The following is a 26,125-nucleotide window of genomic DNA, read 5'->3' as shown; positions in this document are numbered from 1 at the left end:
GCCGAGGCGCTGCCGATAGGTTCTGACCGATCATCTGACGGGCGAGGGAGAGGGAAGTTCCATGGAGGGGCAGCTGCTCGGCGGACGCTACGAGCTGATGGAACACCTGGGCTCCGGCGGGACGGGAACCGCCTGGGCGGCACACGACCGGCAGCTCGACCGCACCGTGGCCCTCACGGTCGTCGCCGAGGCCGAGCTCTCGCCCGAGGACGCCGAGCGGCTCGCCGCCGAGGCCGGTGCCGCGGCCGCGCTGACGGACCATCCCCACCTCGCCGCCGTCCACGAGTTCGGCCGTGACGGCAGCGAGCTGTTCGTGGTGACGGACCGGGTGACCGGGCGCGCCCTGGACGAGCTCCTGGCCGCCGAGGGGGCGCCGGGGGCCGCGCGGGCCGTGGACTGGGCCCGGCAGATCTGCGCCGGCCTGGCGGCCGCGCACGAGGCCGGTGTGGTGCACCACCACCTCACGCCGGCCGACCTCGTCCTCACCGAGGACGGGACGGTGAAGATCCTCGGCCTCGGAATCGCCCGGCTCCGGCCCGCACGGGGACCCGAGCCGGCCGGCGGGGCCGACACCGGCCTGGGCCGCGTCCCCTGGATGTCGCCGGAGCAGGTCCGCGGCGACCAGGAGGCCGACCACCGCAGCGATCTGTACGCGGTCGGCTGCATCCTCTACCAACTGCTCACCGGCGCAACGCCGTTCGGGCACCGCGAGGTGACCGTGCAGTTCGGCGCGCACCTGCGGGAGGCACCGGCCGCCCCGAGCCTGCGCCGGGCCGGCATCCCCGCCGGGCTGGACGAGCTCGTCCTCCACCTGCTGGCGAAGGCGCCGCAGGAGCGGCCGGAGAGCGCCGCCGAGGTCGCGGCGCTGCTGGGCACGGTGGCTGCGGGGACCACGACGGTGGCAACGGCGGGGACCACGGCGGCGGCCACCGCTGCGCACACCCCCGCCCCGCGCATCGCCGGCTTCCCGGCGACGGCCGCCGCGGCGGCGCAGCCGGTGCCGGTGCCAGTGCCGGTGCCCACGCCGATAGCCACACCGGCGGCCGTGACCATGGACACCCCGTTCGGGAACTTCGAGCCGGAGCCCTGGTGGCGCCGGCCGTCGGGCCGTCGGGCCGGCCTGGCCGCCGCCGGCAGCGCGCTCGCCCTGGCCCTGATCTCCGGGCTGGTCTGGGCGGTCGGCAGCCAGGGCGCCGGGGCCGACGGCGGCCGGCCCACCCGGACGGTGGACGCGGGCGGAAAGGCCATCGGTCCGGACGGCGCCGGTGCCATCCCGTTCGGCTCCGCCTCCGAGCAGGCGGCCGCCTCCGCCGCCGCCGAGTCCTCCACGGCGCCGGCCGAGAGCCCGACGGCCCCCGGAGCCTCGGCCTCCGCCCCGCCGGCCGCCGGCTCGACCGGTACTCCCGGTCCGGCCGCGACCACCCGGGCCGGGACCACCCCCGCCCCCGGCACCACCCCGGGGGCCACCGCCCCCGCCCCCGGCGGCACGACCGCCGCCCCCGTCCCGAACCCGCCCGCCTCACCCGCGACGGGCGCCGCGGCGTACGGGTGCAGTGGCGGGCTGATCGACAGCTACCCGGTCAAGACCAGCACCGGTGTCGTGTTCGGCTACTACTACCTCTACTTCGACGGCTCCACCGGCAACAACTGCGCGGCCACCATCAAGACGGCCAACAGCGGCTACGGCACGGCCTCCGCGGTCAAGGCGAGCATCAGCCGCTGCAGCAACACCGCCCCCTCCAACAGCTGCTCGCCGGTGGCGGGCACCACCGCCAACGACGAGGGCAGTTTCGCCAAGTACGCCGGGCCGGTGAAGGTGAACGCCGCGGCCAAGTGCATCACCGGATTCGGCAGCATCACCTGGAACGGGGTCACGGCCACCACGTCGGGCAGCCTCGGCAACCGGGCGGTGCACTGCGGCTGACCGCCGGCCCACCGACCGCCTGCCCGGAAAACCGGTTCCCCGGCCGCGGCGGCGTCCCTAGACTCGTCATCGATCGCGCGCCGCGACCGTCAGGGCCGGCGCGCCCCGTGACGAGTGAGGGGAGAACGGCCGTGCGCAACCGCACCGCTGTCGTCGTCCCCCCGTCGCGGTACGAGGTGATCCTGGTGTCTTCGTGCGCCCGGTGCAGGCTGCGCGGCCTGCACCGGACGTCCGCGACGACGACCGTCTGACCCCCTCCGCGCCCGGTGGTGAACCGCCGGGCCGGCCTGCCCCGCCGCACGGGGGTCCCAACGCGGCCTGACCACAGGCCGGTTCGTCCGGAGATCGCGCCGCCCCACTCCCGGATCACTCCGAAAGGCCCTGGGCCGTGCGTACCGACCTTCACCCCCGCCCCACCAGCCCGCTGACCGCCGTCCGCAACCTGGGCATCCTCGCCCACGTCGACGCCGGCAAGACCACCGTCACCGAACGGATCCTGTACCTCACCGGCAGCACCCACAAGCGGGGTGAGGTCCACGACGGCACCACCGTCACCGACTTCGACTCCCAGGAACGCGACCGCGGGATCACCATCTTCGCCGCGGCCGTCAGCTGCGACTGGGCCGGCCACCGGGTCAACCTGATCGACACCCCCGGCCACGTCGACTTCTCCGACGAGGTCGAACGCTCGCTGCGGGTGCTCGACGGCGCGATCGCCGTGTTCGACGCCGTCGCGGGAGTCGAGCCGCAGAGCGAGTCGGTGTGGCGGCAGGCCGACCGGCACGGCGTTCCGCGGATCGCCTTCGTCAACAAGCTGGACCGGGCCGGTGCCGACCTCGACGCGGCCGTCGCCTCGATCCGGGAGCGGCTGCACACCGTCCCGCTGGTGGTCCAGCTGCCGATCGGCGCGGAGGACGGCTTCACCGGCGTGGTGGACCTGCTGCGCATGCGGTCGCTGGTCTGGGCCGACGGGCGCGACACCTTCGAGGAGGGCGAGGTGTCGGACGGCCTGCGCGAGGAGGCACAGCGACGCCGGCGCCTGCTGGAGGAGGCGGTGGCGGAGCTCCACCCGGCCGCGCTGGAGGAGTTCTGCACGCACTCGACAATCTCCGCGCCGACCCTGGCCGCCGCCCTGCGCGACCTCACCCGGACCGGCGAGGCGGTGGTGGTGCTGTGCGGATCGGCGTACCGCAACCGCGGCGTCGAGCCGCTGCTGGACGCCGCCGTGGCGTACCTGCCGTCGCCGCTGGACGTCCCGGCGGTCCGCGGCACGACGGCCGGCACCGACGACGGCGGCGTGCAGGAGCGGGCCGCCGATCCGGCGGCGCCCCTCGCCGCGCTGGTGTTCAAGGTGAACTCGACCGCCACCGGGCGGCTCACCTACCTGCGGGTGTACTCGGGAACGATGCGGAAGGGAGACACCGTCATGGACGCGGGCGCGCGGCGCACCGAGCGGATCGCCCGGATCCTGCGGGTGCAGGCCGACCGGCACGCGGAGGTCGAGCAGGCGCTGGCCGGCGACATCGTCGCGGTGGTCGGGCCGAAGGCCGCCCGCGCCGGAGCCACCCTGTGCGCGCCCTCGGCGCCGCTGGTCCTCGAACCTCCGACCGCGGCCGACCCGGTGGTCTCGGTGGCGGTGGAGGCCCGGCGGAGCGCCGACACCGAACGGCTGATGTCGGCGCTGGCACGGCTGGTCGAGGAGGACCCGTCACTGGCCGTGCGCACCGACCGGGAGACCGGTCAGACGGTGCTGTCGGGCATGGGCGAGCTGCATCTGGAGGTCGCGGTGGAGAAGATCCGGCGCGCCCTCGGGCTGGACGTCAACGTCGGCCGGCCCCAGGTGGCCTACCGCGAGACGGTCGCCCGCGGCGTGTCCGGGCTGGTCTACCGGCACGTCAAACAGGACGGCGGCGCGGGCCAGTTCGCCCATGTCGTGCTGGACACGGAGCCGCTCGGGGCCGCCGGTGACGGCGACGGCCGGCCGGAGTTCGAGTTCCGGTCGACCGTCGTCGGCGGGCGGGTGCCGCAGGAGTACGTGCGTGCGGTCGAGGCGGGCTGCCGGGACGCCCTCGCCGAGGGTCCGCTCGGCGGGCACCCGGTGACGGGTGTCCGGGTCACCCTGACGGACGGCGCGACCCACGCCAAGGACTCCTCGGAGCTGGCCTTCCGCACCGCGGGCCGGCTCGCCCTCCGGGCGGCGCTGCGGGCCGGCGCGATGCAGCTGCTCGAACCGGTGGTCGAGGTCACCGCGACCGTGCCCGAGGACGCCGTCGGCGGGGTGCTCGGCGACCTGGCCGCCCGCCGCGGCCGGGTCACGGGCTCCACCGCACGCGCCGGCACCGCGGTGGTGACCGCGACCGTGCCGCTGGCCGAGCTGTTCGGCTACGCGACCCGGCTGCGCAGCCGTACCCAGGGCCGCGGCACCTTCACCGCCCGGCCCACCGGCTACGCCCCGGCACCGGCCCCGGCACCCGCCCGGTAGCCGTTCGGCCGTCCCGGGCCGTCCCGAAGGGGTCCCCCGCCCGACCGGTTGGTCCGGGCGGGGGACTCCCCGCCTGTCGCCGCCCGGTCGGCCCGGGTCCGGCCTGCACGATGTGCCGACGGTCCGACAGTCGTAGGAGGCGCAGTGCAGCGGTTCAGGTCCATGTCGTCCGCACTCGCCGCGGGCGCCGCCGCGGCCGTGCTGGCGGGGCTGCTGTCCGCACCGGCGGGTGCGGCGGCCGCCCCGGCCCGGGTCACCGTCCACGACCCGGCGAGGTACGTCAACGCCTACGTCGGGACCAGGCAGGGCGCGCCGGACTTCGGCCACGGCGGCGGCGCCGGCAACACCTTCCCCGGTGCCTCGGCGCCGTTCGGCATGGTGCAGTGGAGCCCGGACACCGCGACGTACCAGCACGGCGGCTACCTGTACGACGACCACCGGATCGCCGGCTTCAGCCTCACCCACATCTCCGGCGCGGGCTGCGGGGACTACGGCACCACTCCGTTCCTGCCCGTGCTGGACGGCACGCCGGTGGACCACACGGAGTTCCGGCACGAGGACGAGGTGATCGCCCCGGGCTCGTACGCCGTCACCTTCGCCAACGGGCTGCGGACCGAACTGGCCGCGACCCCGCGCTCGGGCATCGCCCGCTTCACCTACCCCGAGGGCCACACCGCCTCGCTCACCGTCGACGCCGGCCGGGCGTTCAACCGGGCCTCCGGCGCGCTGACCATCGGCACCGACACCATCACGGGCTACACCGACAGCGGCGGTTTCTGCGGCACCGGGAACCGCTACCGGGTCTACTTCCACGCCGAGTTCGACCGGCCGTTCAGCAGTGCGGGCGTCGTCCGCTCCGGCGGCGTCGACACCGGCCGGCGCAGCGCCGCCGGCGGGAGCGAGGGCGTCGCCCCGCAGCCGGCCCGCCCGGACGGGACGCGTCTGCTGAACCCCGGGGCCGGTACGGCGGCCCGGACGGAGTCCGGCGCGAAGGCCCTGGTCTCCTTCGACACCACGGCGAGCCGCACGGTCACCGCCCGGGTCGGCATCTCGTTCGTCAGTGCCGCGGGCGCCCTTGCCAACCTCCGCGCCGAGCAACGCGGTTCGGGTTTCGAGCGGGTCAGGTCGGCGGCGCGCGGCGCCTGGAACGACCTGCTCGGCCGGATCGCCGTGTCCGGCGGCACCACCGCGCAGCGCCGGGTGTTCTACACGGCGCTGTACCACGCGACGCTGCACCCGAGCCTGCTCAGCGACACCGACGGCAGCTACCCCGGCTTCGACGGAACGGTCCGTACCGCGCGGCCCGGCCACGCCCAGTACGCCGACTACTCCGGCTGGGACGTCTACCGGTCGCAGGTCCAGCTCATCGCCCTGCTCGACCCCGCGCGGGCCGCCGACATCGCCCAGTCGATCGTCGACCAGGGCGCCACCGCCGGTTACTTCGACCGCTGGACGCTGGCCAACGGGGGCACCGGGGTGATGGTCGGCGACCCGCTGCCGCTCATCGCCGCCACCATCCACGCTTTCGGCGGCACCGACTTCGACGCGGCCGGACTGCTCCGCCTCGCCCTGGCCGGCCGCCGGGACGCCCGCGAGCGCCCGGGCCACGACCGCTACGACGCGATCGGCTACGTCCCGACCGACGCCGGCGGGGTGTGGGGCACGGCCGCCACCACCCTGGAGTACACCAGCGCCGACTTCGCCCTCGCCCAACTGGCCGGCCGGATCGGCGAACGCGACACCCGTGACGCCCTGCTGCACCGATCGGCGAACTGGCGCAACCTGCTCAACGCCACGAGCCGCTACCTCCAACCGCGCCGCAGTGACGGGACGTGGCCCGGCTTCCGGCCCGCCCAGCAGAGCGGCTTCGTCGAGGGCAGCGCCGGGCAGTACGCCTGGATGGTCCCGTACAACCACCGCGGCCTGTTCGACGCGATGGGCGGCGACGCGGCGGCCGCCGACCGGCTGGACCAGTTCTTCACCGAGCTCAACGCCGGGCCCGACGCCGCGCGCGCCTACCTCGGCAACGAGCCCTCGTCCAACGTCCCGTGGGCGTACGCCTACGCGGGCCGCCCGTACCGCTCCCAGGACGTCGTGCGGCGGGCGCTGACCACACTCTTCGCGGACGCCCCCGACGGCGAACCGGGCAACGACGACCTCGGGCAGACGTCCGCGTGGGCGGTCTGGGCCGCCCTCGGCATGTACCCGCAGGTACCCGGCCGCGCCGAACTGGTGCTGGCCAGCCCGCTGTTCCCCGCCGTCACCGTCCGCCGGGGCAACGGCGCCGTGATCGACGTCTCGGCGCCGGGGGCGTCCGAGGCGGCCCGCTACGTCCACGCGCTCACGGTGGACTCCCGGCCGTCGCAGCGCCCCTGGCTCGGCGAGCACCTCCTGCGCCGCGGCGGGACGGTGGCCTTCACGCTCGCCGAGCAGCCCGACACCGCCTGGGGCAGCGCGCCCGAGGACGCACCGCCCTCCTTCGACGTCGGCCCCGCCCGGCCGGCCACCGGACCGATCGGCGGCCCGGGCGGCAGCTGCCTCGGCGCCACGGCACCGGCCACCGACCCGGCCACCGACCCGGCCGCCGGCGCGACCGCCGTCGGCCTCGGGGCGTGCGAGCCCGGCGCGGCCTCGCAGCGCTGGACGACGGCCTCCGACGGGACCCTGCGCGCGCTCGGCAGCTGCCTGGAGGTCGGCGGCGCCGCCGTCCGGCTGCGGACCTGCGACGGCACCGGAGCCCAGCAGTGGTGGCCCCGCCCGGACGGTTCACTGCTCCACCAGCCCACCGGCCGCTGCCTCGACGCCTCCGATGACGCGGGCGGCGGGGCCGGGCCACGGCTGCGCGCCTGCGACGGCGGCGGCGCCCAGCGGTGGGACGTGCCCCGCGCGGCGCACCACCGCTGACGGCTCCCGCTCGGCGGCGCGCACGGTGGCCGGCTGCCGGCCCGCCCGCGGCGCTCTGCGCGGTGAGCGGGACAGCAGGACCGGGGTACCGGTCGGCAGGGGTGATCCGGTGGCGGGCTCGACGGTGACGCCGAGGTCGTCTGCGACGGCATCCGGACCTCCGACGCCTCCGTCCACCTGGTGGACACCGTGCTGATGCCGCCCGCCGGACCTGCCGGGCACGGCGGCCGCGAACGGCTCGGCACGGGACGCCGGGTGACGGCGTCCCGGCGGGACCGGATGCGGCGGCCGGGCTTTCCTGCGATCGTGCGGGGAGTCGGCCCCGCCGGGCCGCGGGTCGCGGACGATCACCGACCCGCCCGCACCGCCACCGGCCCGGACACCCTGGAGGAGCGCGTGATGGACCTGCACCTGTCGGGCAAGGCGGCCGTGGTCACCGGCGCCAGCAAGGGCATCGGCCTCGCGGTGACCCGGGCGCTCGCCGCCGAGGGCGTCCGCGTCCTGGCCGCCGCCCGGACCATCACCGACGAACTGGCCGACCTCGCCGCCGGCGGCCGTGTCCTGCCCCTTCCGGTCGACCTCACGACGCCGGAGGGCCCCGCCCGGGCGGTCGAGGAGGCGGTCGCCCGGTTCGGCGGGCTGGACGTCCTGGTCAACAACGTCGGCGGCGTCCGGCCGCGCCTCGACGGCTTCGGCGCGGTGACCGACGAGGACTGGACCTGGTCGCTGACGATCAACTTCCTGGCCGCCGTCCGCACCACCCGGGCGGCGCTGCCGCACCTCCTCGATCGCGGCAGCGCCTCGATCGTCACGGTCAGCTCGGTCAACGCCACCCTGCCCGATCCGGCGGTGATCGACTACAGCGCGGCGAAGGCCGCGCTGGCCAACTTCTGCAAGTCCCTGTCGAAAGAGGTCGGCCCGCGGGGCGTACGCGTCAACACGGTCAGTCCGGGGCCGGTCTCCACCGCGCTGTGGCTCGGCGAGGACGGTGTCGCCGCCACCGTCGCCAAGGCCGGCGGCGGCACGGCGGACGACGTCGTCCGGCACGCCGCCGGCGAATCCGCGACGCGGCGCTTCACCCGCCCGGAGGAGGTCGCCGACCTCGTCCTGCTGCTGGCCGCAGAGCGGACGGCCAACGTCACCGGAGCCGACTTCAGGATCGACGGCGGGCTGATCACCACGCTCTGACCCGCCCGGAACCGTCCGCGACCACCCCGAACCGTCCACGGCCGCCCCGCCCCGCCCCGGCGGCCCGTCCGCGGGACGGCACTGCCACACTGTGAGCCCGGATCCGGCCGGGGGATGCGGGCCGGCCACGGTGGCGTGATCATGGACAGACGCCGGCGGTGAGCGTCACGAGGGAGTGCGGCACGGTGCACAGCCAGGCACCCGGGGGCGACGACCGGGCGCGGGCCCCGGCCCCAGCGGCCGGCAGCGTCACGGAACTGCTGCTCGGCGCCCTCGACTGCGCCCCCGCGGCCTTCGCCGTCGCCGACACCCACCTGCGCTGGCTGTACGCCAACCCCGCGTTCGAGCAGGCCACCGGGCTGCGCTCCCGCGACCTGGTGGGCCGCCCGGCGCAGGAGACGGCGCTCGCGGCCGCGGTGCCCGTCCTCGCGCGGGTCCTGGCCGGCGCGCCCGGTCCTCCCGGCGACGGGGCGAGCGCCGACGGGACCACCGGCACCCTCCGGCCGGGCGGCACGGCGGCGGGCCTGCGCCTGCGGTGCCGGCGCATCACCGTGCCCGGAGGGACGGCCGGCGTGGTCGCCGTCGCCGTCCCGGCCGACGAGCCCGGCACCGGACCGGACACCGCCGCCGCGCGCCTCGCCCTGGTCGAGGCCGCCTCCGGCGCGATCGGGACGACCCTCGACACCGACCGGACCTGCTCCGAACTCGCCCACTTCGCGCTCGCCCGGGGTCTCGCCGACGTCGCCGCGGTGGACCTGCTGCCGGGGGACCACACCGCGCACATCGGCGACCGGGTCCGTCTGCACCGCGCCGCACTGGCCGCACTGCCGGGCGTCCACGCCGACCTCTCGGCCCTCGCCCAGCCCGGCAAGGGCGTCCGCTACGCCCGCGACTCCCCCGTCGCCGAGGTCCTCGGCACCGGCCGGGCCGTCGACGTCGACCTGTCCGCCGACGTCCTGCTGGTGGTCCCGCTGGCCGCGCGCGGCCGTACCGTCGGCGTCCTGCAACTCGCCCGGCGGCACGGCCCACACGCCGGCTTCACCGAGCGCGACCTCGCACTCGTGGGCGACCTCGCCACCCACGCCGCTCTCGCCGTCGACAACGCGCAGCGCTACACCCGCTCCCAGCACGTCGCCCTCGACCTGCAGCGGGCCCTGCTCTCCGAGCCGGCCAGCCCGCACCCCAACCTCGAACTCGCCACCCGCTACCTGCCGTCGGGCAGCAGCTCGGTGGTCGGCGGCGACTGGTACGAGACCGTCCGGCTGCCCTTCGGCCGTACCCTGCTCGTCATCGGCGACGTCATGGGCCACGGGGTGGAGGCCGCGGTCGACATGAGCACCTACCGGTCGATGCTCCGCTACACCGCGGGCATGGACCTGCCCCCGCACCGCATCCTGCGCCAGCTCGACACGGTGATCACCGAGGACGAGTCGGCCCGTCCCGCCACCTGCCTGCTCGCCCTCGCCGACCCGGCCCGCCACCGCTGGACCCTCGCCAGCGCCGGCCACCTCCCACCCGCGCTCATCACCCCGGGCCGGCCCACCGAGCTGGTGCGGATCCCCACCGGCCCGCCCCTGGGCACCGGCCTCGCCGACTACGAGCAGGCCACCCTCCCGCTCGTCCCCGGCCAGACCCTGCTGCTCTACACCGACGGCCTGGTCGAACGCCGCGGCGAGGACATCGACGTCTCCCTCGCCAGGCTCGCCAACCTCCCCCTGTCCGCCACCGGCGGGCTGGAGGACCTCCTCGACACCGTCCTGGAACACCTCGCCGACCAGCCCGCCGACGACGACACCGCCCTCCTCGCGGCCCGCCCCCGCATCCGCTGACCGGCGCGGGCCCGCTCGGAAAACCCACTTGAACGGGCGATTCGAACAGCACCATCATCGACGACGACCGGACCACCGGAGTCATCAACTCCCGCTCCACAGAGCCTTTTCAACGACCCATCACCCGAAGGGCATCCCCGTGGCACACCCGCCCACCCTGGTTGTCGGCGTCCACCTGGTCGTCGTCGAGGACGGCCGCGTCCTGCTCGGCCGCCGCAAGGGCACCTCCTACGCCGACGGCCTCTGGCACGTCCCGGCCGGCCACATGGAACCGCGCGAGTCGGTCACCCGGGCGATGGCCCGCGAGGCCGACGAGGAACTCGGCATCACCATCGCCGAACGGGATCTCGACCTCCTCCACACCGTCCACCACCTCGACCACGACGGCGGTGGCGGGCGGCTCCAGCTCTTCTTCCGACCCGCCCACTACACCGGCCGGATCACCAACCGGGAGCCCGACAAGTGCCACGAACTGCACTGGTGGCCCCTTGACGCCCTGCCCGGGACAACCGTCCGGTACGCCGCCCACGCCCTCGGCGAGATCGCCCGCGGCAACCCGCTGTCCGTGGTCGACCGCCGCCGATAGGACGAACGCGGCCGCGGCGGACCCGGCTTCAGCGCGTCCGGCCGCGCGGCTTCAGCGGCACCGGCGGCAGCGCGGGCGCGTCCAGGCGGGCACCGTCGTAGCCGTGCACCTCGCCGAAGCGGGTGCCGGCCATCCACTCCCCCCGGGCCTGGGCGATCTCCTCGCCGGTGCGGCCGATGAAGTTCCACCACATCACGATCTCCTCCTCGAACGGCTCCCCGCCGAGCAGCAGCAGCGAGCTGTCGGTGAGCGCGCGCAGCGGCAACTCGTCGCGGCCGCAGCCGAGGTACAGCAGCGACCCGGGCTCGACCCGGACGCCGTCCACGTCCACGCTGCCGGAGATCGCCAGCACGGCGTACTCGAAGTCGCGCTCCAGCGGGAGCCGGTGCTCGGCGCCCCCGCGCAGGGTCAGGTCGGCGCCGACCAGCGGTGAGTGGGTGGTGCCCGGTGAGGTGGCGCCGTCCAGGGTGCCGAGGATCAGCCGGGCGTCCAGGCCGGCGGCGGTGACCACCGGCAGGTCGGTGTGGTGCTCGAAGGCGGGGGCGGTGTGCCGGTGGGCGTCGGGCAGGGCGACCCACAGTTGGGCGCCGTGCAGCATGCGGGCGTGCTCGCGCGGGGACTCCTCGGAGTGCGAGATCGCCCGGCCGGAGGTCATCAGGCCGAGCTCGCGTGGGCGGACGGTCTGCAGGCTGCCGAGGCTGTCGCGGTGCAGTACCTCGCCCTGGTGCAGCCAGCTGACGGTCTGCAGCCCCATGTGCGGGTGCGGCGGCACCTGCATGCCGGGCTGGTCCGCGATGTCGTCCGGGCCGTAGTGGTCGACGAAGCACCAGGCGCCGACCATCCGCCGGCCCAGGTTCGGCAACAGCCTCCGGACCTGCGTGGACTCCCCCAGCGTCACCGTCCTGCCGGTGAGCAGGTCCTTGACCGGACCGGCGGACGCCTCCCGGCCGCAGCGCAACGCGGTGGGCTTGAGATCGAGGTCGCTCATACCGGCCACCGTACGCGCCGCCGGTCGGTGACACGACGAACCGTCAGGCGGCGCCGCCGTCCGGACAGGCCCCCGCCGGCCGGACGAGCCCCGCCGTCGGGCGGCTCAGTGGCGGCAGGCCCAGGGCGCGGTGGCGGTGACGGCGTCGGCCTGGGCGCGCAGTGCGCGGACGGCCTCCGCCGGGTCCTCGGCGCCGTACACGGCCGAGCCGGCCACGAAGACGTTCGCGCCGGCCTCGGCGCAGCGCTCGATGGTGGTGGCGGAGACGCCGCCGTCCACCTGGAGCCAGAGGTCCAGGCCGTGCTTGTCGATCAGCTCACGGGTGCGGCGGATCTTGGGCAGCATGATGTCCAGGAAGGCCTGGCCGCCGAAGCCGGGCTCGACCGTCATGATCAGCACCATGTCGAGCTCGGGCAGCAGGTCCTCGTACGGCTCGATCGGGGTGGCGGGGCGCAGCGCCATGGAGGCGCGGGCGCCCTTGGCGCGGATCTCCCGGGCGAGCCGGACGGGGGCGGCGGCGGCCTCGACGTGGAAGGTGACGGAGCCGGCGCCGGCCTCGACGTACTGCGGGGCCCAGCGGTCCGGCTGCTCGATCATCAGATGGCAGTCGAGCGGGGTGGAGGTTGCCCGGGCCAGTGACTCCACGATCGGGACGCCCAGCGTGAGGTTGGGGACGAAGTGGTTGTCCATCACGTCGACGTGCAGCCAGTCCGCGCCTCGGACGGCCTCCGCCTCCTCGGCCAGGCGGGCGAAGTCGGCGGAGAGGATGCTGGGGTTGATCTGAGCCATTTGAGGGTACCTTCACAACTCGGTGCGGGCGGCTGGAGCTGCCATCAAGGTCCATCATCTCTCGTGTGATCGGCCGGCCGTGAGCGGCGACCTCTCCCCGTGACCCGCGTCACATCCGACGCGTACCAGGGTCACGAACGCCGTGGCCCCGCTCCGAGAAAGGTGTCCGATGGCCGAGCTGGTGCACCCCGCCCGTGCTCTGTGGTGGCTCTTCGAACCGGTCCACGCCCTGACCTACTTCTCGCCCGAGGGCCGGGCCGCCTACGAGGCGGCGGGCCTGCGCGGCAGCTGGCGCGGCTACTTCGCGGGCCGGTCCGCGCCGCTCGGCGCGGTCGACGCGACGCCGGTGGTCGCGGCCTTCTTCAACTTCGCGCCCGGCATGGTCGAGCGGGCCCTGCCGGACATCTGGAGCAGGGCCACCCCGGAGGCGGCCCTCGCCGCCCGGGTCTCGGGCTCGGAGGCCGCACTGCAGCGGGTGCTGGAGACGGTGAAGCCGCATCTGATCGAGCGCTCGGTGGAGCTGCTGGAGCGCGCGATCGACGGGCTGGACTGCTGCGGGCGGGTGCTGGCCGCCGCCAACGCGGCCCTGGCCCGGCCCGAGGGGCAGCTCGCCCGGCTCTGGCACGCCACCACCGTGCTGCGCGAGCACCGCGGCGACGGCCATGTCGCGGCCCTGGTCGCGGAGGGTCTGGACGGCTGCGAGGCGCTGGTGGTGCGGTGCGCCCTCGACATCCGCCGGGAGGTCATGCAGCCCTACCGCGGCTGGACGGACGAGGAGTGGGACGGGGCCACCGGCCGCCTGGTCGAGCGCGGCTGGCTCGACCGGGACGGCTCGCTGAGCGACGAGGGCCGCTCCCGCCACCAGGCCCTGGAGGCCGCCACCGATCTCGCCGCCTCCCGGGTCTGGGCCGACTTCCGCCGGGCCGAGCTCGACGAGCTGGCCACCGCCCTGCGGCCGATCGTGACGGCCTGTCGCCCCGAGCTCCCCCAGCTCAACCCGATAGGGCTCCCGGTCGGCAGCTGACTGCCGCCCCGCTCCCCCGCTCCCCCGCCGCCCGACCGGCCTCCCCCGGCCGGGCGCTCTCATGTCCGTCCCCTCCCGCCTCACCCCTCCCGTCCGCTCGGCCACCCGCCCCCGCGCGCCCCACGGGCCGATGATGGGAGGAGTGCCGGATCGGCGACGGACGGATCGGAGGCGGGCCGATGACAGGCTGGCATGTACGGGACTTCGTGCCGGAGGATCTGGAGGCGATCGTCCGGCTCGACGCCGAGAACAGCGGCTCCGACGGGCCCGCCGTCTTCCACCTCGCCGACGTGGTCGCCGCGCTGCAGGCACGGCACCCCAGCGTGGTCGCCGTGGCCGACGGCCAGCTGGTCGGCGCGGCGGTGGCCCGGGTGGAGGGCGAGCGCGCCTGGGTGCTGCGGATCAACCTGCACCGGGCCTGGCGCCATCTGGGCCTGGGCAGCGCTCTGCTGTCCGCGCTGGAACCCCGGTTGCAGGCCGCCGGCGCCCGCACCCTGACCGCGGTGCTCCCCGAGAACGGGACCGGCGCCGCCGCCCTGCGCAACAGCGGCTTCCGGCCCCGCGAGGGCGTGACGTACTTCGAGAAGAGCCGCTCCGTACGGGCCCGGGACGTCGTCCTGCTGTCCTCGCTCGGCGCGGTCGAGCCGCCGTCCGGGCTGTGGGGCCGGCTGGCCGGGATGGCGCGGGAGAAGGAACTGATCGAACGCCGCCTCGTGCTGCCGCTGGCGCACCCCGAGCTCGCCTCCCAGCACGGCGTGGAGCCACCGCAGGCCGTCGTCCTGTTCGGGCCGCCCGGGACGGGCAAGAGCACCTTCGCCAGGGCCGTCGCCGGCCGGCTGGGCTGGCCGTACGTGGAGCTGTTCCCGTCCCGGCTGGCGCTGGAGGACGGCCTGGCGAACGGGCTGAGCCGCCGGTTCGAGGAGATCGCCCAGCTCGACACCGCCCTGGTCTTCATCGACGAGGTCGAGGAGGTGGCCGGCACCCGCAGCAGCGCCGACCCGGCGGCGGTCGGGGTGGTGAACGAGCTGCTGAAGTCGATCGTGCGGTTCCGCGAGCGGGCGGACCGGCTGCTGGTCTGCGCCACCAACAACGTGGCCGCCCTCGACCCGGCGTTCCTGCGGCACGGCCGCTTCGACTACGTGCTGCCGATCGGGCCGCCGGACCACGAGGCCCGCTGCGCGCTGTGGACCAGCTACCTCGCCCGGGCGGAGGCCGAGGCCGACATCGGTGTGCTCGCCGACGCGTCCGAAGGCTTCACTCCGGCGGACATCGCGCAGGCCGCCCGCGCCGTCGCCCAGACAGTGTTCGAACGCACCCTGGACACGGGGAAGCGGACCCATCCCGCCACCGAGGACTACCTCGTCACCATCCGTCGCACCCGCCCCACCGTCACCAGTGACATGGCACTGGAGTTCGCCGACCAGACCACCCGCTACGGCCGTACCTGACCTGCCCCCGGTCGGGCGCCGCGCCGACATCGCGCTCGCGGGCCGCGGCGTCCCCCGCACGGCCGCGCCGACCGGCTCGTACGGCGCGGTCCCTCCCCGCGACCCGCGTCCGTCCCGAGGCGTCCCGGCCGCCGCGTCAGTGCCCGGGCGCGACCGAGCGGCGTCCGGTCCCGGCGCTGACCCGGCCGCGCCGGGGTGGTCCGAGCAGGATGCCCCGCCCGGCGTAGAAGCGGGACAGGTCCGCCCACGGCACCCGGGCGTACTGCTGCGAGCCGTCGGGGAAGCCGGACGGGTTGTGGATCAGCAGTTCCCGGTCGTTGGCGCCGACCCCGAGCACCAGGTGGCCGCCCTTGCGGGCCGGCTCCGGGTCGAGGGTGCGGATGCCCGGGTGGACGGAGAGCACCAGCAGCCGTCCGCCCTCGATCTGGGCGGCGAGCTCCTTCATCGGCAGCGGGTCGCGGGCCTCGGCGTACAGGCCCCAGCGGGTCCGGACGTACTCCGCGAACGGGCCGTGGATCAGCCCGTCCAGCCGCCCGTCCGGGTGCCGGACGTACGCCCCGGCCGCCAGGCACTCCTCGGCGAGCCGGATCGAGGCCGGGGCGACCCCCCACCAGAAGTCGAGCACCATCCGCAGGCAGGCCATCCCGCAGATCCGCCAGGACCAGTAGGTGTACTCCTCCTCGCTCACCGCGCCGGAGCGTTCCCAGAGCGGGTCGTCGCCGGCCTGGACGGTGCCGGCCAGGATGTCCGGCACCAGCTCGGGGGACTCCCACTGGGAGTAGTAGGGGACCTGGTTGAGGATCGGGTTCACCCCGCCATCCTGACCTGTCCCGGCCCGGATGCCCGGCAACCGGGCGGCGGGGCCGGTGCGTCGAGGAGCGCCGGCCCCGCCGCTGCCGGGTCTACCAGGCGTAGTCCTCGGGGGCGGTGCGGCGGCCGGGGAAGATCTCGTCCAGCCGGTCGAGGGTCTTCTGGTCCAGCGTCAGGTCGAGCGCCCGGACGGCGGCGTGCAACTGCTCCAGCGTGCGCGGGCCGACGATCGGGGCGGTGACCGCCGGACGGGACAGCAGCCAGGCCAGCGCCACGTCCCCGGGCTCGTGCCCCAGCTCGGCGGCCAGGTCCTCGTACGCCTGGAGCTGCTCGCGCTTGGCCTCCAGCGTCTCGGCCGACCGGCCGGTGGCGCGGCGGACGCCCTGGGCCTCCTTGCGCAGCACGCCGCCGAGCAGCCCGCCGTGCAGCGGGGACCACGGGATGAGCCCGAGGCCGTAGTGCTGGGCGGCCGGGATCACCTCCAGCTCGACGTTGCGCTCCAGCAGGTTGTAGATCGACTGCTCGCTGGTCAGGCCGAGGAAGTTGCGGGACTTCGCCGCCTCCTGGGCCTGGGCGATGTGCCAGCCCGCGAAGTTGCTGGACCCGACGTAGATGATCTTTCCCTGGGCGACCAGCACCTCCATCGCCTGCCAGATCTCCTCCCAGGGAGTGGCCCGGTCGACGTGGTGCATCTGGTACAGGTCGATGTGGTCGGTCTGCAGACGGCGCAGGCTGGCGTCGACCGCGCGCCGGATGTTGAGCGCGGAGAGCTTGCCCTCGTTGGGCCACTCCCCCATGTCGCCGTAGAGCTTGGTGGCGATCACGGTCTTCTCGCGGCGGCCGCCGCCCTGCGCGAACCAGCTGCCGATGATCTCCTCGGTGCGGCCCTTGTTCTCGCCCCAGCCGTAGACGTTGGCGCTGTCGAAGAAGTTGATGCCCTGTTCGTGGGCGGTGTCCATGATCTGGTGGGCGTCGGCCTCTTCGGTGTGCGGGCCGAAGTTCATGGTGCCGAGGCACAGCCGGGACACGGTCAGGCCGGTACGGCCGAGGTGGGTGAACTCCATGACCGCAACCCTCTGCCGCACCGGCCGCTTTGTCCAGCATTACTTGCCGTCGGTGCATCAACTCCCGTCGGCCACGGGCAGGACGAGCGCCGGACGGTGCTGGATCGAGATCTCGACCGTGGCCGAGCGGGTCGCGGACGCGGACGGCTCACCGGCCCGGGATTGCGGGCGAAGCACGGATGGGCGCCGCCGCTGAGCTGCGGCCGGATCCGGTGCCCGCCCGGGGGGTGCCCGCCGCACGCGGGTCTCCCCGCGGCGGCGGGCGGGCCCGGCCGTCAGGAGGTGCGGCGCAGCAGGGCCAGGTACATCGCGTCGGTGCTGTGCAGGTGCGGCCAGAGCTGCACGTCGGGGCCGGCGCCGAGGGCGGGGACACCGGGCAGCAGCGGGCGGGCGTCGATCCACTCGACGCCGGGGTCCTCGCGCAGCACGTCGTCGACCACCGCGCGGGTCTCGGCCAGGTGCGGGGAGCAGGTCGCGTAGCCGACCACGCCGCCGGGCCGGGTGGCCCGGATCGCGGTGCGCAGCAGGTCGCGCTGGAGCGGGCCGAAGCCGGCGATGTCCTCGGGGCGGCGCCGCCAGCGGGCCTCCGGCCGGCGGCGCAGGGCGCCGAGGCCCGAGCAGGGGACGTCGACCAGGACCCGGTCGAAGGAGCCCTCGCGCCAGGCGGGTCTGGTCCCGTCGGCGGCGATCACGGTGTACGGGCCGGGGTTGCCGTCGAGCGCCCTGGCCACCAGCCGGGCCCGGTGCGGCTGCTTCTCGGAGGCGACCAGCGCGGCGCCGCGCTCGGCGGCGAGCGCGCCGAGCAGCGCGGCCTTGCCGCCGGGGCCGGCGCAGCCGTCCAGCCACAGCCGGTCAGGGCCCTCCAGTGGGGCGGCGGCCAGCGCGAGCGCGACCAGCTGGCTGCCCTCGTCCTGGACGCCGGCCCGGTTCTCCCGGACGGCGTCGACGCCGGCCGGGTCGCCGCCCTCGGCGAGCCGCAGCGCGAAGGGGGACCAGCGGCCGGGCTCGGCCTCGGGCAGGGCGGCGGCGATCTCCTCGACGGTGGAGCGGCCGGGGCGGGCGATCAGCGTCACCTCGGGCCGCTCGTTGTCGGCGGCCAGCAGCTCCTCCATCGCGCTCCGCCCGCTGGCGTCGGGCTGCCAGCGGCCGAGCGAGTCCCAGAGCGAGGAGACCACCCAGCGGGGGTGGGAGTGCAGTACGGCGAGGTGGTCCTCGGCGTCCTGCTCGTACGGCGGGGCGACCTGCTGCAGCCAGGCGTCCAGGTCCTGGGCGCTGATCTTGCGCAGCACGGCGTTGACGAACTTGGCCCGGCCGTCACCGAGCACCACCCGGGCCAGCTCCACGGTCGCGGAGACCGCCGCGTGGCTGGGGATGCGGGTGGCGAGCAGCTGGTGCGCGCCGAGTGCGAGCACGTCCAGCACCGGCGGGTCGACCTCGCGCAGCGGGCGGTCGACGCAGGCGGCGATGATCGCGTCGTAGCTGCCCTGCATCCGCAGGGTGCCGTAGACGAGTTCGGTGGCGAGGGCGGCGTCGCGCCGGTCCATGCCCTTCTGCTCGGCCTCGCGGAGCAGGGAGGGCAGGATGAGGTTGGCGTAGGCGTCGCGCTCGTCGACGGCGCGCAGGGCGCGGAAGGCGACGATCCGGGCCGGGTCCTTCTTGGGGCGGCGGTGCGGACGGGGGGCGCGCTTGGCGCTGGGGGTGGTCACTGGTGCCTCTAAGGTGCTACGGAATCAGATGGGAGACGGTCGACGTGAGGTCCAGGGTTACTCTCCGAGCAGCTCACCGGACGCGATCCGGACCCCACGGGCCCAGTCTGCCGCGCGCATCGGCTTCTTGCCCTGCGGCTGGACCTCGCCCAGCTCGACCTCGTGGCTGCCGGTGCCGACCCGGACGCTGTTCTTGCCGACGGCGAGCTCGCCGGGCGCCAGCTCGGCGCTGTCGGTGACCAGCTTGACCGGGCCGGAGAGCTTGAGCCGCTCACCGCGGAAGGTGGTCCAGGCGCCCGGCGCGGGGGCGCAGCCGCGGACCAGGCGGTCGACCCGCAGCGCGGGGTGGGCCCAGTCGATCCGGGCGTCCTCGACGTTGATCTTCGGTGCCAGGCTGATGCCCTCGGCCGGCTGCGGCACGGGCTGCAGCGAGCCGGCCGCGATGCCGTCCATGGTGGCGGCCAGCAGTCGGGCGCCGGAGTGCGAGAGCCGGGTGAGCAGCTCGCCGCTGGTGTCGGCCGGGCGGATCTCCTCGGTGACGATGCCGAACACCGGGCCGGAGTCCAGGCCCTGCTCGATCAGGAAGGTGGACGCGCCCGTCACCTCGTCGCCGGCCAGCACCGAGTGCTGCACGGGGGCCGCGCCGCGCCAGGCCGGCAGCAGCGAGAAGTGCAGGTTGACCCAGCCGTGCTCGGGGATCTCCAGCGCGCCGGGGCGGATCAGGGCGCCGTAGGCGACCACCGGGCAGCAGTCCGGCGCGAGTTCGGCCAGCCGGGCCAGGAACTCGGGCTCGCTCGGCCTGGCCGGCTTGAGGATCTCGATCCCGGCCTGCTCGGCGCGCTGCGCGACGGGACTGGCCACCAGCTTGCGGCCGCGGCCGGCCGGGGCGTCGGGGCGGGTGACCACCGCGACGACCTCGTGCCGGTCGGAGGCCAGCAGGGCGTCCAGGGCGGGGACGGCGACCTCGGGGGTGCCGGCGAAGACGAGGCGCATGGGTGCCTTTCTCTCAGGGGTTCAGCGGGCGGAGCCGAAGGTGCTGTGCGGGGAGACCCGGACGGTCGGCGCGGGCCCGTCGCCCCACTCCGCCTCGCGTATCGCCCGGAGCGCGGCCTTGCGCTGCTCGCGGTCGAGGCGGTCGATGAAGATGATGCCGTCCAGGTGGTCGGTCTCGTGCTGGATGCAGCGGGCGAGCAGCTGGGTGCCCTCGACGGTCACCGGTTCGCCGTGCATGTCGAAGCCCTTGGCGACCACCCCGTGGGCCCGCTTGGTGTCGAACTGCAGGCCGGGCAGCGAGAGGCAGCCCTCGGGGCCGTCCTGCTCCTCGTCGGTGAGGCTGAGGTCCGGGTTGATCAGGTGCCCGACCACGCCGTCCACGCAGTACGTGAAGACCCGAAGCGACACGCCCAGTTGAGGGGCCGCCAGGCCGGCGCCCGGGGCGTCCAGCATGGTGTCGGTGAGGTCCTTGACCAGGCGGCGGAGCTCCTTGTCGAAGACGGTCACCGGCCTGGCGGTGGCCCGGAGCACCGGGTCGCCGAAGATCCGGATCGGCTGGATCGCCATGGCGTCGTGCTCCTGTTCGTACCGGGTCGGTGGGCGGGGTCCACGGAGGACCACCGGGAAGTCTATGCAATGCCCGCCCCACGTTCGGCCCACGATCTGGCATACCCCTTCTCTGAACGGGCGCGTGACCCCGGCCCCGGTCGGGCGTTGGTCAAGTGGAGTTGACCGGGGCGCCAGTGCGTCCCTCCCTCCTTGCCCGCCATCGGGCAGGAGGGGCCCACCAGGCGACCGTACGGAGAGAGGTGGCATCCAGGCCATGGCCGAGCAGATCAACCACGACGCCCGGGCGCGGGCGAGCCTGCACCTGCTGGTGCGGGACATCGAGCGGGTGCGGCGGCAGGTCGATGCGCTGCGGACCCTCACCGCCCAACTGGGCAACGTCTACCGGCCCCGGCGGCCCAGCACCTCCGCCGGGTTCGTCGTGTACGGGCGGGCTCCCGCCCCCACCGTCCGGCTCGCCCAGGAGTTGCGGGAGAGCGTCGAGACGCTGGTCGGTGCGGCGGTGGAGTTCGACCGGGCCCTGGGTTTCTCCTGGGACTCGGTCGGCTCCGCGCTGGGGGTGACCAAGCAGGCGGTGCACCGCCGGTACGGGATGCGCCGCCCGGCCGGCGACCTGCTGGCCGCCGCCTCCGTCCCGGCCCCCGGGGCCCCGCGCGACGACCGGCTCCCCGAGCCCCTCCCGGTCGCCCCGCAGCGCGAGGAGTCCCTGCTGCCCGCGGCCGCGCTCTCGCGCTCCGTGCCGCAGGCCCGCCAGGGCGGCCTCACCCCGCAGGGAGCCCGCATCACCCACTGAGCCCGACGCCCGACCTCCTCGCGCCCCGCCCCCTGCGACCGGGCCACCCCCAGGGGCGCGAGGACCCCCGGACCGGCGAACTCCCCTCCCGGCCACGCCGGGGCGAGACCGCCGGACGACCTGTGCGCCTCCGTACGCCGCAACCCGCGCCGGCCCTGTCCCCCGGCCTCGCGCCGCTGCCGCTCCTCAGCCGATGTCCGGCGGGTCGATCCGGATCCGCACCGGCTCGGACCCCCGCAGCGCGAGCCGCGCGATCTGGGCCGCCTTCAGCGCCGCCGCCAGCGCCGCGCCCTGCCCGGGCTCGACCCTCAGCAGCGCCCGCTCCAGCTCCTCGCCCCGTGCGCCGTGCGCCGGTACGGGCCCCAGGATGTCGGCCCCCTCCGGCAGCCTGACCAGGCCCAGCAGGTCGGCCACGGCCTGCGGCGGCCCGGTGACGGAGGCCATCCGCGAGACCGGCGGGAAGCGCAGCTGGGCCCGCTCCTCCAGTTCCAGTGCGGCGTGCCCCGCCGGGTCCCAGCGGACCAGCGCCTGCACCGGCCGCGCCGTCGCCTCGGCGACCACCACCACCGTGCCGCCCGCCGCCGCGGGCCGCACCAGCGCGGCGGCCGTCAGCCACCGCCGCAGGGCCTCCTCGCCGGCCCGCAGGTCGGGCCGGTTGAGCAGGGCCCAGCCGTCGAGCAGCAGGGCGGCCGCGTAGCCGCCCTCGGCCAGAGGTTCGGCTCCGGGTGTGGCGATCACCAGGGCGGGTGTGCCGGGCACGGTGGCCAGCACGGCGTCCTTTCCGGAGGTACGCACCGGCACCCGGGGGAAGGCCTTGCCGAGTTCCTCCGCCGTCCGCCGGGCACCGACCACCTGGGCCCGCAGCCGGAAGGAGCCGCACTCGGCGCAGTGCCAGTCCGGTTCGGGCGTCCCGCACCAGGTGCAGGACGGCGGCTGGTCCGCGCCGACGGATTCCAGCGGCCCGCCGCAGGGCCGGCAGCGGGCCGGCTCCCGGCAGCGTCCGCAGGCGAGCCGGGGCTGGTAGCCGCGTCGGGGCACCTGGATCAGCACCGGGCCGCGCTCCAGCGCCTCCCGCGCCGCCGTCCAGGCCACCGAGGGCAGCCGGGCGGCCCTGGCGGCCTCGTCCCTGGCCTCGTCCAGATCGGTGACGGTACGGACCCGCGGCGCCAGCGCCCGGACGGTGTCGCGGTCGGCGGCCAGCGGCCGGGCCCAGCCCGTCCGCACCAGCTGGGCCGCCTCGACGGTGGTGGACAGCCCGCCGAGCAGCACCCCGGCGCCCTCCTCGGCGGCCCGCAGCAGCGCCACCTCCCGTACGTGCGCGTACGGGGCGTGCAGGTCGCTGTGGCTGCTGTCACCGTCCGACCAGACGACGACCAGGCCGAGGTCGCGGACGGGGGCGAACATCGCCGCCCGGGTGCCGATGACGGCCCGGACCGAGCCGCGGCTGACCGCGAGCCAGCGCCGGTAGCGCTCCTGCGGGCCGGCGTCGGCGGCCAGCGCGGTGTGCCGGCCGGGGCCGAGCAGCGCGGTGAGTGCCTCGTCGACCCGCCCGGCCGCCCGGCCGTCGGGCAGCACCACCAGGGCGCCGCGGCCGCCGGCCAGGGTGGCCGCGACGGCTCGGGCGATCTCCGCGGGCCAGTCGGGCCCGGGCAGCGCCGTCCACACGGCGCGCGGCGCGTGGCCCGCGGCCAGGGCGGTGAGGAAGGCCGGGCCCTGTGGGTAGCGGGCCCAGCTGCCGGGGTCGGGGAGCGTCGGCGGGGGCAGCGGGCGCGGTGAGGGCTCGGCCTCGGCGCCGGCGTGCCGGGGCGGGACGGCGAGCTGCAGGACGTCGGCCAGGGTGCCCGCGTAGCGGTCGGCGACCGCCCGGCACAGCCGCAGCAGCGCGGGGGTGAGCACCCGCTCCGGGGACAGCACCCGGGAGAGCGGGGCCAGCGGCCCGGGGTAGTCGGAGGCGGCCAGCCGCTCCACGACGAACCCGTCGTGCAGTTGCCCGCCCTCACGCCGGCCGGAGGCGCCGACCCGGGCGCCGAACCGGACCCGGACCCGGACGCCCGGCTGGGCGTCCTCGTCCATGGCGGCCGGCACCGCGTAGTCGAAGTACTGGTCGAGGCTGAGCACGCCCTTGTCCACCAGGACGCGGGCCACCGGCAGCGGATCGGCCAGCTCCAGCCCGCGGGCGACCTTGGGCCGGGCGCGGCGGACCGTCTCCCGGATGAAGGCCAGCTGCTCGCCGGCGCCCTCTGCGCTGCCCATCGCTCCCGTGCTCCGCACTCCCCGCCCAGGTCAGCCGCCCGGGCCCGACCCTCAACGTAGCCGATCCCGCCGACAACCCCCGGAAACGCAGCGGACGGCGGCCGCCCTGCCGGGCGGCCGCCGTCCTGCGGAGGCGGGGGTCAGGCCTGGACGGCCTTCTTCAGCTCCTCGACCCGGTCGGTGCGCTCCCAGGTGAAGTCCGCGTCCTCACGGCCGAAGTGGCCGTACGCGGCGGTCTTCGCGTAGATCGGGCGGAGCAGGTCCAGGTCACGGATGATCGCGGCGGGGCGGAGGTCGAAGACCTTCACCACGGCTTCCTGGATCTTGAGGACCGGGACGGTCTCGGTGCCGAAGGTCTCGACGAACAGGCCGACCGGCTCGGCCTTGCCGATCGCGTACGCGACCTGGACCTCGGCGCGAGTGGCGAGGCCGGCGGCGACGATGTGCTTGGCGACCCAGCGCATGGCGTAGGCGGCCGAGCGGTCGACCTTGGACGGGTCCTTGCCGGAGAAGGCACCGCCGCCGTGGCGGGCCATGCCGCCGTAGGTGTCGATGATGATCTTGCGGCCGGTGAGACCGGCGTCGCCCATCGGGCCGCCGATCTCGAAGCGGCCGGTCGGGTTGACCAGCAGGCGGTAGCCGTCGGTGACGAGCTTGATGCCGTCGTCGGCGAGGCGCTTGAGCTCCGGCTCCACGACGAACTCGCGGATGTCCGGGGTGAGCAGCGACTCCAGGTCGATGTCGCTCGCGTGCTGCGAGGAGACCACCACGGTGTCGAGGCGGACGGCCTTGTCGCCGTCGTACTCGATGGTGACCTGGGTCTTGCCGTCGGGACGCAGGTACGGGATGGTCCCGTTCTTGCGGACCTCGGACAGCCGGCGGGAGAGCCGGTGCGCCAGGGTGATCGGCAGCGGCATCAGCTCGGGCGTGTCGTCGCACGCGTAGCCGAACATCAGGCCCTGGTCGCCCGCGCCCTGCTTGTCCAGGTGGTCGTCATCGCCCTCGACCCGAGCCTCGTACGCCGTGTCCACACCCTGCGCGATGTCGGGCGACTGCGAGCCGATCGAGACCGAGACGCCGCACGAGGCGCCGTCGAAGCCCTTCTTGGAGCTGTCGTAGCCGATCTCCAGGATCTTCTCCCGGACGAGCTGCGCGATCGGCGCGTAGGCCTTGGTGGTGACCTCACCGGCGATGTGCACCAGGCCGGTGGTGATCAGCGTCTCCACGGCCACGCGCGAGGTGGGGTCCTCCTTGAGGAGGGCGTCGAGGATGGTGTCGCTGATCTGGTCAGCGATCTTGTCGGGGTGTCCCTCGGTGACCGACTCCGAGGTGAACAGGCGGCGAGACACAGCGCTCCCTGGGGTTGCAGCGGCTGCTGACTGAAGGACCACGGCTCGGCAGACCGGCCGTGGTCATCCGGAAAGACTTGATTCCTGGAGTGTAACGGTCAGGCACCTGGGACGGGCTACCTGCCCGCGCAATGGGATGTACAAGCAACCGGGATCACAGCCCGGCCGACCTGCCCAGCAGGGCGACGACCTCGTCCCAGACGGTGTCCGCGAGGGCCTCCTTCGGACCGTCCGGGATCGGCACCTCGGCGCCGTCGGCGGCCAGTACCACGGCGGCGTTGGTGTCCTGGCCGAAGGCCTTCCCGTCGCCGACCTCGTTCACCACCAGGAGGTCGCAGCCCTTGCGGGCGAGCTTGGCCCGGCCGTTCTCGAGCACCCGGTCGGTCTCGGCGGCGAAACCGACGACCAGCTGGCCCGAACGGGCGCGGTGGGCGGACAGCTCCGCCAGGATGTCGGGGTTGCGGACCAGGGCGACCGGCGCGGGATCCACCCCGTCCACCTTCTTGATCTTCCCGGTGACGTACTCGGCGGGCCGGAAGTCGGCCACCGCCGCCGCCATCACCACCACGTCGGCGTCCACCACCGCCTTGAGCGCGGCCTCCCGCAGCTGCAGCGCGGTGGAGACGCGGACCACGTCCACGCCGGCCGGGTCGGGCAGCTCGGCGTTGGCGGACAGCAGGGTCACCCGGGCGCCGCGGGCCGCCGCGGTGGCGGCCAGCGCGTAGCCCTGCTTGCCGGAGGACCGGTTGCCCAGGAAACGCACCGGGTCGAGCGGCTCGCGGGTGCCGCCGGCCGAGACCACCACGTGCCGCCCGGCCAGGTCCCGGTCCAGGCCGCCCCGGGCGAGCACCCGGCGACAGGCCTCGAAGATCGCGGACGGCTCGGGCAGCCGCCCCTTGCCGGTGTCCACCCCGGTGAGCCGGCCGACGGCGGGCTCCAGCACGATCGCGCCCCGGCGGCGCAGCGTGGCCACGTTCTCCTGGGTGGCCGGGTGCTCCCACATCTCGGTGTGCATGGCCGGTGCGAAGACCACCGGACAGCGCGCGGTGAGCAGGGTGTTGGTGAGCAGGTCGTCGGCGAGGCCGTGGGCGGCCTTGGCCATCAGGTCGGCGGTGGCGGGGGCGACCACGACCAGGTCGGCCTGCTGGCCGATCCGCACGTGCGGGACCTCGTGCACGCTCTCCCAGGTCGCGGTGGCGGCCGGGCGGCCGGAGAGGGCCGCCCAGGTCGCCTCGCCGACGAAGTGCAGCGCGGCGGCGGTCGGCACCACGGTGACCCGGTGCCCGGACTCGGTGAGCCGCCGCAGCAGCTCACAGGCCTTGTACGCGGCGATCCCGCCGCTGACGCCGAGGACCACGCGCGGGGCGTGGGGCTGCTCCGGGCTCGCGTTCATGGGTGCTGCATCTCCTCCGGGTCGGGTCGACGTTC

General features: G+C 75.3%; 19 protein-coding genes. 9 read left to right on the top strand and 10 right to left on the bottom strand.

Annotated features, from left to right (window positions below):
• The first annotated feature begins 61 nt into the window (after positions 1–61).
• The 6 genes from OG871_RS31875 (at position 62) to OG871_RS31850 (ending at position 10,913) form a co-directional block, all read left to right on the top strand.
• The gene (locus OG871_RS31875; protein WP_371501513.1) at positions 62–1,924 is read left to right on the top strand and encodes a protein kinase; all 1,863 of its coding nucleotides are present in this window, start codon (positions 62–64) and stop codon (positions 1,922–1,924) included.
• A 388-nt stretch (positions 1,925–2,312) separates the two neighbouring features.
• The gene (fusA, locus tag OG871_RS31870) at positions 2,313–4,406 is read left to right on the top strand and encodes an elongation factor G (RefSeq protein ID WP_371501511.1); all 2,094 of its coding nucleotides are present in this window, start codon (positions 2,313–2,315) and stop codon (positions 4,404–4,406) included.
• A gap of 162 nt (positions 4,407–4,568) precedes the next feature.
• Positions 4,569–7,310 carry a GH92 family glycosyl hydrolase gene (locus OG871_RS31865; RefSeq protein WP_371501509.1) on the top strand — a complete coding sequence of 914 codons (2,742 nt, stop codon included), beginning with the start codon at positions 4,569–4,571 and terminating at the stop codon, positions 7,308–7,310.
• A 180-nt stretch (positions 7,311–7,490) separates the two neighbouring features.
• On the top strand, positions 7,491–8,498 hold the full coding sequence (locus OG871_RS31860) for an oxidoreductase (RefSeq protein ID WP_371501507.1): 1,008 nt from the start codon (positions 7,491–7,493) through the stop codon (positions 8,496–8,498).
• A 158-nt stretch (positions 8,499–8,656) separates the two neighbouring features.
• Positions 8,657–10,327, top strand: coding sequence for a SpoIIE family protein phosphatase (locus OG871_RS31855; protein ID WP_371501506.1), 1,671 nt, complete (start codon positions 8,657–8,659; stop codon positions 10,325–10,327).
• 139 nt (positions 10,328–10,466) lie between these two features.
• A complete protein-coding gene (locus tag OG871_RS31850; RefSeq protein ID WP_371501504.1) occupies positions 10,467–10,913 on the top strand; it encodes an NUDIX domain-containing protein in 447 nt (148 codons plus the stop codon).
• A gap of 28 nt (positions 10,914–10,941) precedes the next feature.
• Here the strand turns inward: OG871_RS31850 and OG871_RS31845 are convergent, their stop codons facing one another.
• Together OG871_RS31845 and rpe are read right to left on the bottom strand one after the other, a co-directional pair.
• Positions 10,942–11,901: a pirin family protein gene (locus tag OG871_RS31845; protein ID WP_371501503.1), complete on the bottom strand. Its 960-nt coding sequence runs from the start codon at positions 11,899–11,901 to the stop codon at positions 10,942–10,944.
• Between the two features lie 105 nt (positions 11,902–12,006).
• Positions 12,007–12,690, bottom strand: coding sequence for a ribulose-phosphate 3-epimerase (gene rpe, locus OG871_RS31840; protein ID WP_371501502.1), 684 nt, complete (start codon positions 12,688–12,690; stop codon positions 12,007–12,009).
• A gap of 169 nt (positions 12,691–12,859) precedes the next feature.
• On the opposite strand from rpe, the gene OG871_RS31835 reads away from it, so the two are divergent.
• Positions 12,860–13,714, top strand: a complete 855-nt coding sequence (locus OG871_RS31835) for a hypothetical protein (RefSeq protein ID WP_371501500.1) — start codon at positions 12,860–12,862, stop codon at positions 13,712–13,714.
• 179 nt (positions 13,715–13,893) lie between these two features.
• Complete coding sequence (locus OG871_RS31830; RefSeq protein ID WP_371501499.1) at positions 13,894–15,162, top strand: ATP-binding protein; 1,269 nt, start codon at positions 13,894–13,896, stop codon at positions 15,160–15,162.
• A 136-nt stretch (positions 15,163–15,298) separates the two neighbouring features.
• Here OG871_RS31830 and OG871_RS31825 read toward each other — a convergent pair whose 3' ends face one another.
• From OG871_RS31825 to def, 5 genes are all read right to left on the bottom strand, one after another.
• Positions 15,299–15,973, bottom strand: a complete 675-nt coding sequence (locus OG871_RS31825) for a C39 family peptidase (protein WP_371501498.1) — start codon at positions 15,971–15,973, stop codon at positions 15,299–15,301.
• A gap of 91 nt (positions 15,974–16,064) precedes the next feature.
• Entirely contained in the window at positions 16,065–17,036 is a 972-nt protein-coding gene (locus tag OG871_RS31820) for an aldo/keto reductase (protein ID WP_371501497.1), read from the bottom strand.
• 275 nt (positions 17,037–17,311) lie between these two features.
• Positions 17,312–18,742: an RsmB/NOP family class I SAM-dependent RNA methyltransferase gene (locus tag OG871_RS31815; RefSeq protein ID WP_371501496.1), complete on the bottom strand. Its 1,431-nt coding sequence runs from the start codon at positions 18,740–18,742 to the stop codon at positions 17,312–17,314.
• Positions 18,743–18,799: 57 nt separating this feature from the next.
• On the bottom strand, positions 18,800–19,735 hold the full coding sequence (gene fmt, locus OG871_RS31810; RefSeq protein ID WP_371501495.1) for a methionyl-tRNA formyltransferase: 936 nt from the start codon (positions 19,733–19,735) through the stop codon (positions 18,800–18,802).
• Between the two features lie 21 nt (positions 19,736–19,756).
• Positions 19,757–20,302 carry a peptide deformylase gene (gene def, locus OG871_RS31805; RefSeq protein WP_371501494.1) on the bottom strand — a complete coding sequence of 182 codons (546 nt, stop codon included), beginning with the start codon at positions 20,300–20,302 and terminating at the stop codon, positions 19,757–19,759.
• Between the two features lie 256 nt (positions 20,303–20,558).
• Here def and OG871_RS31800 point away from each other — a divergent pair, with 256 nt between their 5' ends.
• Positions 20,559–21,095 carry a hypothetical protein gene (locus tag OG871_RS31800; protein WP_371501493.1) on the top strand — a complete coding sequence of 179 codons (537 nt, stop codon included), beginning with the start codon at positions 20,559–20,561 and terminating at the stop codon, positions 21,093–21,095.
• 186 nt (positions 21,096–21,281) lie between these two features.
• Here the strand turns inward: OG871_RS31800 and OG871_RS31795 are convergent, their stop codons facing one another.
• The 3 genes from OG871_RS31795 to coaBC all read right to left on the bottom strand — a co-directional run bounded on the left by OG871_RS31795 (position 21,282) and on the right by coaBC (position 26,090).
• Positions 21,282–23,348 (bottom strand): primosomal protein N', encoded by a 2,067-nt coding sequence (locus tag OG871_RS31795; RefSeq protein WP_371501491.1) that lies wholly within the window; start codon positions 23,346–23,348, stop codon positions 21,282–21,284.
• A gap of 140 nt (positions 23,349–23,488) precedes the next feature.
• A complete protein-coding gene (gene metK, locus OG871_RS31790) occupies positions 23,489–24,697 on the bottom strand; it encodes a methionine adenosyltransferase (RefSeq protein WP_371501490.1) in 1,209 nt (402 codons plus the stop codon).
• 154 nt (positions 24,698–24,851) lie between these two features.
• The gene (gene coaBC / locus OG871_RS31785; protein WP_371501488.1) at positions 24,852–26,090 is read right to left on the bottom strand and encodes a bifunctional phosphopantothenoylcysteine decarboxylase/phosphopantothenate--cysteine ligase CoaBC; all 1,239 of its coding nucleotides are present in this window, start codon (positions 26,088–26,090) and stop codon (positions 24,852–24,854) included.
• Positions 26,091–26,125: the final 35 nt, after the last annotated feature.

Origin of the sequence: Kitasatospora sp. NBC_00374 (assembly GCF_041434935.1) — a bacterium.
Taxonomy (GTDB): domain Bacteria; phylum Actinomycetota; class Actinomycetes; order Streptomycetales; family Streptomycetaceae; genus Kitasatospora.
Note: the sequence above shows the minus strand (reverse complement) of the source record. Positions and strands in the feature narration are given on the sequence as shown.